The organism is Pedobacter sp. R-06, assembly GCF_049913135.1.
Taxonomy (GTDB): domain Bacteria; phylum Bacteroidota; class Bacteroidia; order Sphingobacteriales; family Sphingobacteriaceae; genus Pedobacter.
This window is the reverse complement of sequence record NZ_CP183977.1, coordinates 1,555,629-1,570,145: the sequence shown is the minus strand read 5'-3', so window position 1 is coordinate 1,570,145 and position 14,517 is coordinate 1,555,629. Positions and strand designations below refer to the sequence as shown.

Genomic DNA, 14,517 nt, shown 5'->3' with positions numbered 1-14,517 from the left:
ATATAATCACTTGAAAATCAACTTTTTTTAACCCGCAAGTTATGAATACGGAAGAAAGAAAATTAAGGCTACAATCCAAAATATACGTCTGCACAATCATTGTAGGATTAACAATCAGCGGATTAACCGCTTTTCCGTTAGAAACCGAAATGGCTTATCTGGTTAAACACAGTGCTATTTTGCCAAGTAATCTTCAAATCTGGATTGAAACGGTTTATCAGGGCATTAAAGCGACCAACCTACGTTATGCATTTTTAAGTTATGGCACCGATTGGTTGGCTTTTGCACATATTATGTTGGCCGTGCTTTTTATCGGTCCATTAAAAGATCCTATCAAAAACAAATGGGTAATCGAATTTGGTATCATCTGTTGTATTGCGATTATTCCATTGGCCTTAATTGCCGGAAACATCCGTCACATTCCGGTATTTTGGCAAATGATAGACTGTTCTTTTGGCATCATCGGCATTATCCCGCTGATACTATGCCGCATTAACATCAAAAAAATTGAAATATTAGAAGAGCATTATGGATTATGGACTTTGTAAACAAAAATTCTATCGTAAGGAAAATATGGGGCAATACCGATGTTGTTCTTTTTATTTTTGCTGGCGCCGCAGCAGAATTTAGCCTGAATAAAGCTGTTGATTGGTTGTATTTTACCGGCAAACTTCCTAAAGATCCACTGGGAAGATTATTTTCTACCGTTGCCTATGCGCAAAAAATCGTATTTTCCACTGTAACTGAAGCCAATGCAGCGATAGATCAGATCACCATGATCCATCAGCATGTTGAAGCTGGAAGAAACGCTAAAATTCCGGATTGGGCCTATAGAGATGTATTATTTATGCTGATCGACTATTCTATCCGCGCTTTCGAGGTACTGGAAAGAAAACTCACTTTAACAGAAAAAGAAGAAATATTTACTACTTTCTATCAAGTTGGGTATCGCATGGAAATAAACGGACTTCCTACTAATTTTGCTGCCTGGCAAATGATGCATGAACAACAGCTACAGGAAAATTTAATTTATAGCTGCTTTTCTCATGATCTTTTTGATCAGTACAAAAAACACCTGGGTGCGCTGAGGTATTTATTAATGCGAAAAATACAAGCACTCATTGTTCCACTTAAAGTGAATGAACTGCTTAAACTGGGCGAAGGAAAATCCATTAAACCAATACTTACTTTATACAAAATAAGTAGCAAACTGAAGGTGAACAAACCGTTAAGAAATTTAATTCTCCCGGCAGCCTACAAGGCACAGATTTTGAGCCTCGAAGCCTTTTAATAATAAGAGGTTGTATCCAAAAATATAGTTCTGTCATCCTGTCCAAAAGACTCCTGTGGAGAGCCTGTTGAAGTACCTGTTTAGTACGCTTTGAAGTGTTTCGACAAGCTCAACATGACAGCATTTGAGATAAAATCGCCATTATGGTACAACCTTTTATTATATTTTTCTATTTCCAATCAAATGGCAGATACCAATTGGCCGGATCCATTAATTTTTGTCTGGTAAGACTTGCATTAGGATTGCCTGCTTTTAGCAGCTTTTGGTAAATGCGATCTGCTAAAAAGGCCGGATTGTTCTGTCTGCGGGCAATGCGGACCAAATCAGGCCAGCGGTTACCTTCAAAAGCGAGCTCCAATGCGGCCTCATCAATTAATTTACCTTCTAAGCCAATCATATCTGTCTGGTAACTTACATCGATCGCGTTTACTACTGCCCTACCTCTAATGCCACAGTTACGGTACCAGGTACCCGAAACATCGTTATTTTTTCTGGCATCGAAATAATAGGGTGAAGTTTGTGGATAAGGTGTAATCATGGTATTTAACTCTGCGACCGAAACAGGTGCCTGGACACCAGCTGTGAACGTACCTACGTAATAAGTATTTCTAATACCTGTGTTTAGCAACGCCCATCCTAATTTGGTCTGTCCATCTCTATTGGCTGCCTCCGAAAAACGAAGATGCAATAAAGGTGCCCTGTAAATGCCCCACTTACCGCCATTATCTGTTAGTTTAGTAATTTCATCGCCCATAGCAGAAGCATTGAACGATAATTTGCTTCTTGGATCGAAGGGAATACCACCATAGGTAATTTGGCTGTTCCAAAGGTCTTTTATGGCTTGTGATGGCTTAATCTGATAACTTTTTAGCGGTGAACACAAATCAATCATTGGGTTTACAGGCTTAAATGCAGTATTGTAAGGCATAGACCACAACCATTCTGAACTCCACGCACTTGATGTTGTTGGTAATCCGAAAATAGCGCGCCAGCCTGCATCTAAACTATTGATTAAACTGGTAGGATCTTGTCCGCTTCTGCTAAATAAGATGGCTAAATTAGCGTAGGCAGGATCTCCGGAGTTATTGATCTTATAAAAATTAAACCTGAAGTTATCATTCCCGTTATTGTTTTCGGCATTCATCAGCTTGGCATAATTTTCTGCCGCCTTAATGTAATTTCCCTTCCATAGATAAAGATCGCCTAACAGAAAAGCTTTAGAAGCAAACAATTTTTGGGTACTATTAGCATCGATGGTAACCAGCAAGGATGTTCCTGTTGGATAAGCATAGGCTTCCTTATATGGCAGGCTCTCGTTAAAGGCAATTAATTTATCCAAGAGCTGGTCAAATGGTGTTTTCGGATAATTGGCCAGTTTTTTTAAATCATCTACTGTTTCAATCGCATCGGTAATATAAGGTATGCTGCCATATTGAATACCTAAATGCAGATAAATCCAACTCCTTAATGTGGCAATATCCGAGTAGCGTTTGTTGTAATCATCAACACTCATCCGGCGATCATCGACCATCATTTTAAAGTTTTTGAGCACATCGTTACAATTCACAATCACCTGGTAATATGGCCTTGGATCAACATATTGATTGTTTTTTGTTTCGGTATGTGATGATAGCTCCTGCAGATCGGCACTTGATTTGGAGGTAACATCCATTAAATCACCACGCAGTTCGTTCTGCAGAATATACAGTTTTTCCAGTCCCAAAAATTGGCCGTAAATACCGATAACCGCAGCATCTGCATCAGATACTGTTTTAAAAGCATTTACACTATCCAACTTATCTTCGGTTGGTACATCAAGCATTTTTTTGCAAGACCACGAACCTGCCGATAAAATACCCAACAGTAAAAGGGAGGCAATTTTTTTATTTATGTTCATTTTCATGAGTATATCTTTCTTAATTATAATCCAACTCTAACGCCTAGTTGAAACGACTTGAACTGTGGCTCAAGCGTGGTATCTACACCCTGGCTAAATAAACTTCCGGAGTTACTAAATTCCGGATCATAGCCTAAATAATTGGTTATGGTAAACAGATTATTAGCCGTAGCATAAATTTTTGCGTACTTAATGGCTTTCAGTTTTAAGGGTACATTATAGGTTACATTAACGGTTCTCAAACGTAAATAGGAACCATCTTCTATCCAGCGGTCAGAAAAACGGGCATTCCCTACCGGATCGCCATAAGTAGCTTTTGGCACCGACGTAACTTGTCCATCACCTTTCCACCTGTTGCTGATATTTGGTGTTTGGTTGTAATAGGTACTTCCAGATTCTAGTTGCGCCCTTGTATAATTATAAACATCGTTACCGCTAACAAAAGTGATTAAAGCATCTAAACTCCAGTTTTTATAAGTGAAAGTGTTGTTAAAGCTCCCAAATAAACTCGGATTAGGATTACCAATAACAGTACGGTCGGCATCGTCGATTATTTTATCGCCATTACTATCGGCAAACCTTACATCGCCTCCTGTAAATGGCACAAGTGCTCCTAAACTGTTGCGACTAGATAAACCTGAAGCAGCGGCCTCTGCATTGGTAGCATAAACCCCATTGGTTTTATAACCATAAAACTGATTCGCCGACTCACCAACCTGGCTGATATAAGCCCCCCCTGCATAACTGGTTATAACTGACTTTCCATCAGGTAAACTGGTAATTTTATTGGTTGATGTACCGATGGTTAAACCCGCATCCCATTTTAATTTTTCATTTAGAATCCGACCGTTTAAGGCTAAATCTAAACCATTTGTCTGCATGCCACCATTATTATTGATAAAAGAAGCAGTACCCGTAACAACACTCAGTAATTGATAGCTTAACATATTTTTAGTACTGTTTCTCCAATAATCTAAGCTGATGCTTAGGCGCTCACTAAAAAAGGAGCCATCGATACCAGCATTAAACTTGCGTACGGTTTCCCATTGTAGATTTGGGTTAGCAAAATTACCTGTCACTATCCCATTGATACCCAATACATTCTGAGAGATATAATATTTTCTGGCCGTGTAATTCCCCACGTCATCATTTCCAACCAAACCATAGCTCATTCTTAATTTCAGCAGATCAACGCGGTGTAAATTGCGCATAAATTTCTCTGAAGAGATTAACCAGGCAGCACCAACGGCGGGTAAAACGGCATAACGGCTTCCATTAATCCTCAAACCATCATCGAAATTTAAGAAACCCTGACCAGCCTTTGTACCAAAGCGCGAAGAACCATCAACAGCCATTGAAAAATTAACCAAGTATTTATCGGCATAGCTATAATTGGCAGATAGATAATTGTTCAGCGTACGCCATTTCCCAATATCACCACCAAATGTTCTAAAAGCAGCATTACTGTTTCCAATGCTAATCAACTCATCTGTTGCAGAGTTAAAACCCAAAGCATAGTCTTGCTCGCTTTCGCTCTGCGAATAGCGTGTACCTACAATTGCATGTAGTTTGCTGTATAAGCCGAAAGATTGATCGTAAGTTAAGTGCAGATCGTTAAACACATTAAAAAACCTTCCTACCTGTGTACCCAAACGGCTATCGCCTACATAATTGGAAAGCGTATCGTTGGTTACCCCTTTTCTCGGAATAAAAAGTGCTTCCTGTGTTTTATCGTAAGTTACCCCGCTTAGGTTAGATAATTTAAAGTTTTTGTTAAAAGTAAAATCGAAATTGATGTTTCCATAAAACCGATAAGCCTTTTTTAAATTTTGTCCTTTCTCGATTAAAGCTCTTGGATTACTCACCTGTAAGGTATCGTAATCGGCTAAATTAGGTGAAACTGCCCCAGTCGAATTTATTTCATTCCTGGCCATAAAAGGCGATTTAACCAAAGCTAAAAACAGTGGGTTGGTTACCGGAGCAATCCCCTGGTCCTTTAAGCGTTGTTCTGTGTAGGTAAATGATAAACTGGTGCTTCCCTGCAGTTTTTTAGTCAGGTTTAAATCACTATTAAAGCGCGTACTGTATTTTAAATTATCTGTACTATCAATTACGCCCCTATCTCTGGCGTAAGCAGCAGAAAGTGCATACTTCGCAATATTATCACCTCCCGTTACCTTTAAAAAATAGTTCTGATCGAAACTGCTTTTTAAAACTTCATTCTGCCAATTCGTTTCGTTATGGTATTTAAAATAATCGGGATTGGTTGAACTATCGTTCATATAGGGTTTTGCTGCAATGGCGCTATTACTTAACCCCTGACTTCTTAAAATATCAGAAAGATATAACCTATAATCAGAAGTACCCATTACAGGTAAGTTTTTAGGTTTGAAATTAAAACCTGCGTAACCAGAAAAATCGATATTAGTGGCCAGATCATGTGCACGGTTGGTGGTAATCAACACCACTCCATTTGCCGCTTTCACCCCATAAGTAGCTGCCGAAGCCGCATCTTTAATGATGCTGATGTTTTCAATATCCCGAACATCGATAAATTGAAGCGGGTTGTTAACATGACCTTTAATAAGCGAAGTACCGTAGTTATTGGCATCGAAAATCATCCCATCAACCACATATAAAGGCTGATTTGTAGCATACAAAGAGTTAAATCCTCTGATGAGCACATCAGCACCTACTCCTGGTGTTCCTGAACGCCTGGTAACTTTAACTCCTGCTGCCCTGCCCTGGATGTAACTCATTACACTTTCAGAATTACTGGCCCAGTTACCTTGCAAACTCACATTACTGATGGCGGGTATTGCCCTTGCCTGAGAAATTGTGCCTATTGGTGTAACTACTTCATTATAAACCGAGGTAAATGACAATGGATAAAGCTTAGTTCTGATTTCTTTATCTTTGTAAACCGGTAATACTTTGGTTTGGAAACCATTACCCGAAATAATAATACTGGCTTTATAATCGGGTACAACTACAGTAAATCTTCCTTTTTCGTCGGTAATGGCAGCATTAAAACCAGTAACCGTGATATTAATGCCCACTAAAGGCTTATTGGTATTCCCATCGAGCACAACTCCCCTTATTTTTTCGCCCTTAACTGCTCGGGCCTTTACTTTTACGGTAGTGGTATCTGTTTCGGTTTTCATCGAATCTACTTCCTGTGCCTGTGCGGCTAAGCCAAACACCAGCAAGCAAAGCAATGTGCCCCAAACTTTTTTTATCGTTGTAAAATTATACATAGTATTTTTTTTGAAAGCAAGATTCATAATTAAGGTAAAACTGGTTCGAAGCGGAGATAATCCAATATGAGTGTACTTACATTTACACTTGTACTGTTTGCAGCGGTTAACCTCACCTGAAAATTGCCAAACTGTGCAGGTGTATATTCTCCTAAGTAGGTTTCGTTATAGGTTAAGGGGTTTACCAGATGGGTATAAAACAAAGTATAACTTACTGTGGCAGGGTTAAAAAAGAAATAACGCTGCGTAAATGCCGCCACCTGTGGGTCGCCGGGCAAACCAGAAATGGCCCTTGCGTACACTTTATACTTTACCACCGGCAAGTTGGCTTTGGTATAAAACAGCCCAAATTCTGCATACTTGTGGTCGTAAACCTCAATGTCGTTAAAGGTTTTTCCCAAATTATCGAGTTTTGTGCGGTATAAAAGCGTACGTGCAGCACTAACAGATTGTGGTTTTTCACCCTCGATTTTAAATTCTGGAACTTTATCCTTCAAACGGAAAGGCAGTGCATTTACCACATGCACCATCCCATTACTGGCCCGGTAGGAACGGATAATATTAGCCTTATTGATCGGTACTTTTACACCTTGTAAAGAAATCAGCGTATCTGGCAATTTTTCAATTGGGTAAACACCTTTAACGGTTAAATCTTTTACCAAGAAGTAGGAAGCATTCAAATTCGGATTTATACTTGGATAATAAGTTGAAAGTTTAGCAGATTCGGCTGTAAAAGCAGCATCCTGTAATATAAAATAAGTGTATTGCTGACTTTCGTCTCTCAAATCTGCTACATTTACCCAGTAAGTATTTCTGGATATCATTGGTGGATTAGGGGCAAAAATTGGATTACCCAATACGTTATAACCAATAACAGTAGCGTTTGCGGTATCGATAACGGTAATCGATAGATTATTAATGTAGTTCTTTTGCAAAGTGCCATCAGTACTGTTGAGCATATAATCCCAAATGTTCTGTTTGGTTGGAAGCGCCTGATCTACGGTATACAATACCCCATTTTTTACAAATTGGCCAGCAGCAGAAACAGTGCCTTCTTCAAATTTAGTGCTGGTAAAAACACCAAACTTATTATTAAGCAGTTTCAATCTCGTGGTATCGCCATCTTTGTTTAATGGGAAAGTAGATAGTGCAATATGGTTGGCCACAAAATCTTTTAATTTTGCGGGATCAGCAACAATTGCTGCATCTAAACTGGCTAAGGCCTGGTTGGTTGGTGCCCAAACCGTATAATTTTGCGCACCTGCAAGCACCTTATCATAACCTGTAGTTTTAACATAACCGTTAAAAACACTGAGGTTAGACTGGGCATCGAGCTTTTGCGCTAGATCTAAACTGTTATCTACATTGGTAAGCTCGTTATGAAGGTCCAAGTTATCTTTACAGGAATATAAAACTGTACCGATACTGAGCAGGGCAACGTATATTATATATTTTCTAGTCATTATTTATATTTTTAGTTCTATTGCTCAATTGGTTATGGGCGCTTATAAATCAGGCCCGACGGACTAAATCTTGGATAGTTCTGATCATCATCAATCGGAATAAAGTGAATCATATCCATATTCATAATCCCGGTTCCATTACCGCGCAGTGTAGTAAACCTAACCCAATGTTTATCTGTTGTTTTAATATCTACTACCCCAGCTAATTTCCCGACCATAACCGACCATAAATTATTCTGTGCGATGGGCTGTAAACCATTTACACCGTTACTTACCTCGGCAGTTGTAGCCATATAGCGTTTAAAACCGTTGGTTAACATTAATCCATCTGCAGAAGGCAAGGCAGCATTGGCAGTAGGTACTCCAGAACTGGTTAATGTTTGCGCAAAATCGACCAGGTTTGGCAATAATTGCTCTTGTGTTGTACCCACATCTACCCCAACCTGTGTAAGCGGTCCGGAGCCATTGTAGGTATAACAGATCCAAACTTTGTATTTACCTTTTACCAGCATAGGTGTTCTGATTTCCATCCAAATAGAACGTGCGGTATTGCTGGTGGTTGGATTAAATTGAATTACATCTCTGTTGGCATAACTCCTACCATCAGATGCGCCGATTGGCGTCGACGACACGGCATAAACAGGTCCGATTGTGTTTGACCGGTAAGCATCAAGCCTGATGCCTGCAGTAATTAACTTTCCATTTTGTAAAAGCTGGATGGTTTGTCCAGGGGCACGCCAGGCAGCTAATAATTTTAATTCCGGCTGGTCGCCTATATCGAAGAAAACACCCGTAGGCACCCTTGGTTTAATTTTGTAAAAACCTTTCGACTCGTGTAAAACCCCATTCGAAGTAGTAACATTACTAAAAGTTCTGTTTACTTCTACTCCAGGCTCAATCACACCATTAAACTCATCATCATTTAATAAGATTTTTGTTCCCACTAATTTTGTGGTTATAATTTCACTCGGCACCAATGTTGCCAATGAAGGCGAAGAAACGATATCGGGTGTATAACTTGCTCCTGTTGAAATATGGTACGCTACATACATCCACAAACTATCGGTATGGCTTTTCGGATTTCCTGTTTTTGAAAGTTTGGCTTTTAAAGCAGCGTAATTATTAAAACCTGCAGCTTGTAATGCCGAATCAGATTCTAGAATTACCGTCTGGAAACGACGTGTAGTATCAGGAATTACAGATTGAACATAATTTAATGAGTCGTAAAAACCGGTTTCCTTTAAGGCCTGGGTAAAGATGCTATACCTGTTATTGCCTTCGATAGTTGAAGCCAGTGTTTTAGTTGAAGGGATTAGCACATGATCGATAACATGGATAATTCCATTCCCAACCCGAACATTCGACTGGGTAATGAGTGCTTGTTTGTTGATGATAAAACTACTTACACCATCTTTAAAAGTAACTCCAGTTTGCAGATACTGACCATAAAGGGTAATCTGTGTTAACTTGCCATCGGTAAATTTTCCCGTAGCAACTGTATCAGGCAAAACATGAAAACGAACAACGTCTTTCAGTTCTGCAGCTGATAATTGGTCGACTGCTGTTTTGTTTAAACTTTTTAACCAATCGTTAACTGCGTTATTATCTGGAGTAAACATGGTATATTTACCATAAGCAGCCAAATAACCTTTTGTACCCGATCTTTCTAAGATTTGGGTAAACAGAGAAAACTTATCGGGATTTTTCTCCAAAAACCCGGTAATATTTACATCATCAGTGGTACTTAACGTTAAACTTTCTCTTTTACAGGCATTAATCACGAAGATTACAAATGCACTAAGTATAACCAAATAGGTAATGTTGCGGATGTCTAATTTCACTTTCATATTACTTATTCTATTTAGTGTAAAATGGATTTTGAACAAGATTAGGATCGGTAAATAACTCACTTTGATAAATTGGCAAGTAGTGGCTATTGGGATCTCTAAATTTGGTAATGGCCGATTGTTGAAGCGTAGGTGATACTGTTTTGGCAGCAAGATCTAACAAAATATCAATTCGGCTATAGTTATTGCGTTTGGCATGGCGTAAAAGGTCGAACCATCTTTTGCCTTCAAAAGCAAATTCTCTGGCGCGTTCGGCCAAAATATAATCGCACAAAGCTTCAGTTTCTGAAGGGTCTACAGTAACTTTCGTGGCATTTACAGCATTACGTCTTAATCTCAGTTCATCAACCAATGCCAGTGCTTCTACACCGCCACCGGTTAAAGCCAATGCTTCGGCTTTAATCATCATGATATCTGAATAACGGTAAGCCTGCCATTTTACATAAGAAGGATTTTCTATGCCATATTTTTGAATGGTAAAAGCCGAACTATAATAAGAGCCTGGTCTGATATCATAATTATTATCCGGATCAACATCATCTGGAATAAAGATTTCGGTACTCAGAAACGGAGATCCGATAAAACGTCGTCTGGTGTTTACCAATAAATTATAAAACGGGTTTTCTATCGCCTGGTCGAATTCAAATATGGTTTCGATGGACGACCCTTTAAAAAATACATTATTGTACCAGCCAGCTGCACCAACCAGGGCAAATCTTTGCGAACTGATAATTTTATTACACTCGGTAATACAGTTCTGATAATCTTCCATCCACAGGTACACATCAGCTAACAAAGCATTTACCGTAAATTTGGTTACTCTACCCTTATCAAACCTTGTGCTGCCATAAGTGGTAACCGCTCCTTGTTCTGCCTTTTTTAAGTCGGCAACAATCTGTTTTAAAATATCGGCCTGTTTGGTTTTCGGCAGATCCTGTAAATCGGTATCTTTTACGGTAGCGGTTAGTTTTAATGGTACATCTCTAAAGGTACGCAACAGGTAAAAGTACATGAGGCTTCTTAGGGTAAGCGCTTCTGCCACATAGCCGTTCAATGCTGCATCGGTAAAAGTGGGATCGGTAGCTTTAACGCCAGGCGCAAAATCGAGTACGGTATTGCAATAATTAATGGTACGGTAAAATGCTGCCCATCTTGCCGTTGTATTATCCTGGGTAATATTTACATTGATAATATCCGTTTCCTCTGTTGTAATACTTGGCCCACCTGCAATCATATCGGCCCTGAGCTCGCCATACATAAACATGTACTCTAATAAAGATTTATCGCCAATACCTGGAGGAGGCGCCAGTAAAGAAGTATAACAACCTGAAACTGCTGCTAAAACATCCTCTTTCGTTTTCCAGAATTCCTGTCTGGTAATGCCATCTCTAGGTTGGAGATCGAGCCATTTGTTGCAAGAGCTGCTCATCACCAGCATCATTACTAAACAAGTGCTATATAAAATATTTTTCATCAGTTTTGAATTAAAAGTTAGCAGTTAAACCGAAAGTGATTGTTTTAATTGGCGGCGTGGTAGAATTATCTATCACCGTGTTCGACCCGTTTAACTTAATTGGCACCTCAGGGTCCTGGCCAGTGTATTTGGTAAATGTTAAGATATTCTGAACGGTAAGGTTGGTAGTAAGCGATTTCATGCCCAATCTCTTCATAAAGGTTTTGCCAAAATCGTACCTTAATACCACCGAACTCAGTCTTAAAAATGATCCATCTTCAATATAGCGGTCGGAACCTAAAAAGTTATAGCCCGTACTATACATGGCTCTTGGCATATCGGTAACATCACCCTCTTTTTTCCAGCGGCGCAATACGGCTGTACTTTGGTTATTAAAACCATACATATTGGTGGTGTTAATTTTAGTACCGTTAATAATATCGTATCCGGTACGGAAGGTAAAATTAAAACCTAAACGAAGGTTTCCGTTGATGGTTAGGTTAGATCCAAATCCTCCTGTTAGTTTAGGGTTACCATTACCCAGGTACACAATATCTTTATAATCGATGTTCCCGTCATGGTTGATGTCTTCATACATGGCATCGCCTGGTTGGAAAACATAATCGATAGATGGATAAGCAAAACGCATGTAAATTTTATCGCCGTTTGGTCCAACAATCTGGTTTCCATTCTCATCCAATGCGACTGTTGCATTTTTATCAGGATATACGCCTTTGAATTTGAAACCATAAAACGACCCGAAAGGATTATTTTCCTGAACAAACACTTTGTATACATTGTTGCTGGTTACCCGACCTTTGTTTTCCCTAGGGTATAGGGGCGAAACCTCGCGGATTACGTTTTCGTTGTGCGCAATATTGAAAGAAAGGTCTAACCTTACCTTTTTCTTTTTGATAACAGTAGCATTCAGGTTTACTTCCCATCCCTGGTTATCCATGGTGCCCACATTCATATCAACCCCTCCATAGCCGTTATAACTCGCTACCTGTAAACCCGGATAAAACAGATCGGTAGTACGTTTACGGTATAAATCGAAATCGATATTTAAATTTTTAAAGAGATTTAAGGTAATACCTAGATTGGATTGAGTAACCGTTTCCCACCTTAAATCGGTTAATTCCATGTTGGTAGAGTATACCCCGGCATTATCCAGGTAACTAAAACCGTAATTCTGATAAATATTAAAGTAAGAATAATCGTTACGAGGAACGTTGCCACTTTTACCATAACTGGCCCTTAAACTAAAATCGTCGACATATTTATTGGCCTTTTTCATAAAGGGTTCACCCGATATCCGCCAACGGCCAGAAACTGAAGGGAAAATACCATATCGGTTAGCAGCACCAAACCTGGAATTACCATCGCCCCTGATACTACCGTTGATGATGTAACGGTCTAAAAATTTATATTGAACGTTAGCCAATAAACCAACTGACCTGGTTTGTCCTAATGACGATGATGCAGAGCCTGTGTAATTGGTCCGGCTATCAACAGAGGGGTCGGATAAGTACGATGATGCAGTATTAGTAGAGAACAAGTACTGCCCAGTCCTTCGGCTATCTTCACTATCGAAGCGTAAAAAACCTATGATATCGTGTCTATCGTTCAATTTCGGCGTATAGGCCAATGTCATACTGGTGTTCATGGTGAATGAATCGCCATCAGCATCTGAAGCCGTATTGACTACCGATTCGGTATAAGGGCGGCCTGTTGCAATCTGTGGAAGGAAGGTTTTTACTTTGGTGTTGTTAATGTTCACCATAAAACTTCCGTTTAAACGCAGTACACTTGGTAAAATCTCATACTGTAAACTAAATTTTGGTGTAATCCGCTCTCCCAATTGATGGTTACTACCAGCTGTTGCCATCGCCAAAGGGTTAAAAGTTCCGGTTACCTTTTTAGTATCGAAGTTATATAAGAATGAACCTTGTGCGGTTGCCGCAGGACTAAAAAAGTTTGAAGTTAAATTCCCATACTCATCGTACTCGTAAATGCTCTGATTAGGCATTTTGGTATAAGCAACATCTCTAACATTCTGCGTAAAAAGTCCGTTCTGGTCGATGTGTGTATAAGAAATATCAGAACTGAACCTGATTTTGTTCGACACCATATAATCCAGGTTAACCCTTGCCGAAACACGGTTTAAATCGGTGCCAATGGTAGTACCTGTTTGGTTAAAATAATTTACCGAAGCACGGTATCTGGCTTTTTCACCACCACCAGAAATAGATAGGTTATGATCTTGAAGGTAACCTATCCTGGTAATTGCCGATAGCCAATCGGTATTGTTGCTGTAATTATAGTAATTATAAGGATCGTTCGGATCATATTGAAATTGCTTTGCAAATTCTGAAGTAGAAAACTGACGGCCCGCATTATAATATTCTTCCAAAACGAGTGATGAATACTGGTTACCATCCAACATCGGGATCGGACTTGGCTGCTTAGAATACGAACCTTTAAAGTTATAGGAAATAGCTGGCGGACCAATTGAACCTCTTTTTGTGGTAATGATCAATACACCGTTTGCTGCTCTTGATCCCCAAACTGCTGTAGCCGCAGCATCTTTTAGCACGCTGATTTCTTTAATATCAGATGGGGCAATATTTAATAACTGACCATAATTGTTCTCATCAGAGGTGGCAAAGTTAAAATCAGAAGGGATGGTAATATCGTAAGGCATACCATCCAATACAATCAATGGATCGGTAGCGCCATTGATGGAAGATGTACCGCGGATACGGATCTGCATCGGCGCACCCGGATCGCCCGTACTGGCGGTAATGTCAACCCCTGCCATACGACCTTGCAAAGCCTGATCAATTGATGCCGATTGGAGGTCTTCGAGTTCTTTGGCATCAATGGTAACTGTAGCCGAAGTCTGATCACGTTTATCGATCGTCATTCCACTTCCATTGTTCGTTTTTGCCCTAGAAACAATCTGAACTTCATCCATCTGATTTTCAGAAGGTTCCAACTGAAAATTAATAATTGCCTTATCAATATTAATCGGTGCTGAAGACCTGTAACCAATATATGAAACTGAAATCCTATAGGTCTTATCTGCTACCGGCAAAGTGTAATTTCCATCAATATCTGTCGAAACGCCTTTAATTACCCTTTTATCTTTATCAACAATTACAACGGATGCACCAATGATGGGCTGTTTATCTTTTTTATCAATAACCTTACCCTTTACATAGTTAATTTGTTGCGCATAGCTTAACGATGATACCAACAAACAGCATAGTAAAATAAAAAAACTATAATTATATCTTTTAGTCATCT

Annotated in this window: 8 protein-coding genes; 2 read left to right on the top strand and 6 right to left on the bottom strand. The window is 39.4% G+C overall.

Translation table 11 applies throughout. The features are described 5' to 3' along the window. The first annotated feature begins 41 nt into the window (after positions 1 to 41). Both ACN9MR_RS06590 and ACN9MR_RS06585 read left to right on the top strand, forming a co-directional pair. A complete protein-coding gene (locus ACN9MR_RS06590; protein WP_426328816.1) occupies positions 42 to 548 on the top strand; it encodes a hypothetical protein in 507 nt (168 codons plus the stop codon). Next, complete coding sequence (locus tag ACN9MR_RS06585) at positions 536 to 1,291, top strand: oxygenase MpaB family protein (protein WP_426328815.1); 756 nt, start codon at positions 536 to 538, stop codon at positions 1,289 to 1,291. Before ACN9MR_RS06590 ends, ACN9MR_RS06585 begins: the two co-directional genes overlap by 13 nt. A gap of 169 nt (positions 1,292 to 1,460) precedes the next feature. Here the strand turns inward: ACN9MR_RS06585 and ACN9MR_RS06580 are convergent, their stop codons facing one another. The 6 genes from ACN9MR_RS06580 to ACN9MR_RS06555 are packed head-to-tail and all read right to left on the bottom strand — an operon-like array spanning position 1,461 to position 14,515. Continuing rightward, the gene (locus tag ACN9MR_RS06580; protein WP_426328814.1) at positions 1,461 to 3,194 is read right to left on the bottom strand and encodes a RagB/SusD family nutrient uptake outer membrane protein; all 1,734 of its coding nucleotides are present in this window, start codon (positions 3,192 to 3,194) and stop codon (positions 1,461 to 1,463) included. A gap of 17 nt (positions 3,195 to 3,211) precedes the next feature. Continuing rightward, complete coding sequence (locus ACN9MR_RS06575) at positions 3,212 to 6,445, bottom strand: SusC/RagA family TonB-linked outer membrane protein (RefSeq protein ID WP_426328813.1); 3,234 nt, start codon at positions 6,443 to 6,445, stop codon at positions 3,212 to 3,214. Positions 6,446 to 6,474: 29 nt separating this feature from the next. After that, positions 6,475 to 7,908: a fasciclin domain-containing protein gene (locus ACN9MR_RS06570; RefSeq protein WP_426328812.1), complete on the bottom strand. Its 1,434-nt coding sequence runs from the start codon at positions 7,906 to 7,908 to the stop codon at positions 6,475 to 6,477. A 32-nt stretch (positions 7,909 to 7,940) separates the two neighbouring features. Next, positions 7,941 to 9,755, bottom strand: a complete 1,815-nt coding sequence (locus ACN9MR_RS06565; RefSeq protein WP_426328811.1) for a fasciclin domain-containing protein — start codon at positions 9,753 to 9,755, stop codon at positions 7,941 to 7,943. 10 nt (positions 9,756 to 9,765) lie between these two features. Further along, positions 9,766 to 11,229 carry a RagB/SusD family nutrient uptake outer membrane protein gene (locus ACN9MR_RS06560; RefSeq protein WP_426328810.1) on the bottom strand — a complete coding sequence of 488 codons (1,464 nt, stop codon included), beginning with the start codon at positions 11,227 to 11,229 and terminating at the stop codon, positions 9,766 to 9,768. A 10-nt stretch (positions 11,230 to 11,239) separates the two neighbouring features. Further along, the gene (locus ACN9MR_RS06555; RefSeq protein WP_426328809.1) at positions 11,240 to 14,515 is read right to left on the bottom strand and encodes a SusC/RagA family TonB-linked outer membrane protein; all 3,276 of its coding nucleotides are present in this window, start codon (positions 14,513 to 14,515) and stop codon (positions 11,240 to 11,242) included. Positions 14,516 to 14,517: the final 2 nt, after the last annotated feature.

Coding starts and splice junctions, on each gene's coding strand:
- ACN9MR_RS06590 (WP_426328816.1), top strand. CDS start 42: ATGAATACGGAAGAAAGAAAATTAAGGCTACAATCCAAAATATACGTC.
- ACN9MR_RS06585 (WP_426328815.1), top strand. CDS start 536: ATGGACTTTGTAAACAAAAATTCTATCGTAAGGAAAATATGGGGCAAT.
- ACN9MR_RS06580 (WP_426328814.1), bottom strand. CDS start 3,194: ATGAAAATGAACATAAATAAAAAAATTGCCTCCCTTTTACTGTTGGGT.
- ACN9MR_RS06575 (WP_426328813.1), bottom strand. CDS start 6,445: ATGTATAATTTTACAACGATAAAAAAAGTTTGGGGCACATTGCTTTGC.
- ACN9MR_RS06570 (WP_426328812.1), bottom strand. CDS start 7,908: ATGACTAGAAAATATATAATATACGTTGCCCTGCTCAGTATCGGTACA.
- ACN9MR_RS06565 (WP_426328811.1), bottom strand. CDS start 9,755: ATGAAAGTGAAATTAGACATCCGCAACATTACCTATTTGGTTATACTT.
- ACN9MR_RS06560 (WP_426328810.1), bottom strand. CDS start 11,229: ATGAAAAATATTTTATATAGCACTTGTTTAGTAATGATGCTGGTGATG.
- ACN9MR_RS06555 (WP_426328809.1), bottom strand. CDS start 14,515: ATGACTAAAAGATATAATTATAGTTTTTTTATTTTACTATGCTGTTTG.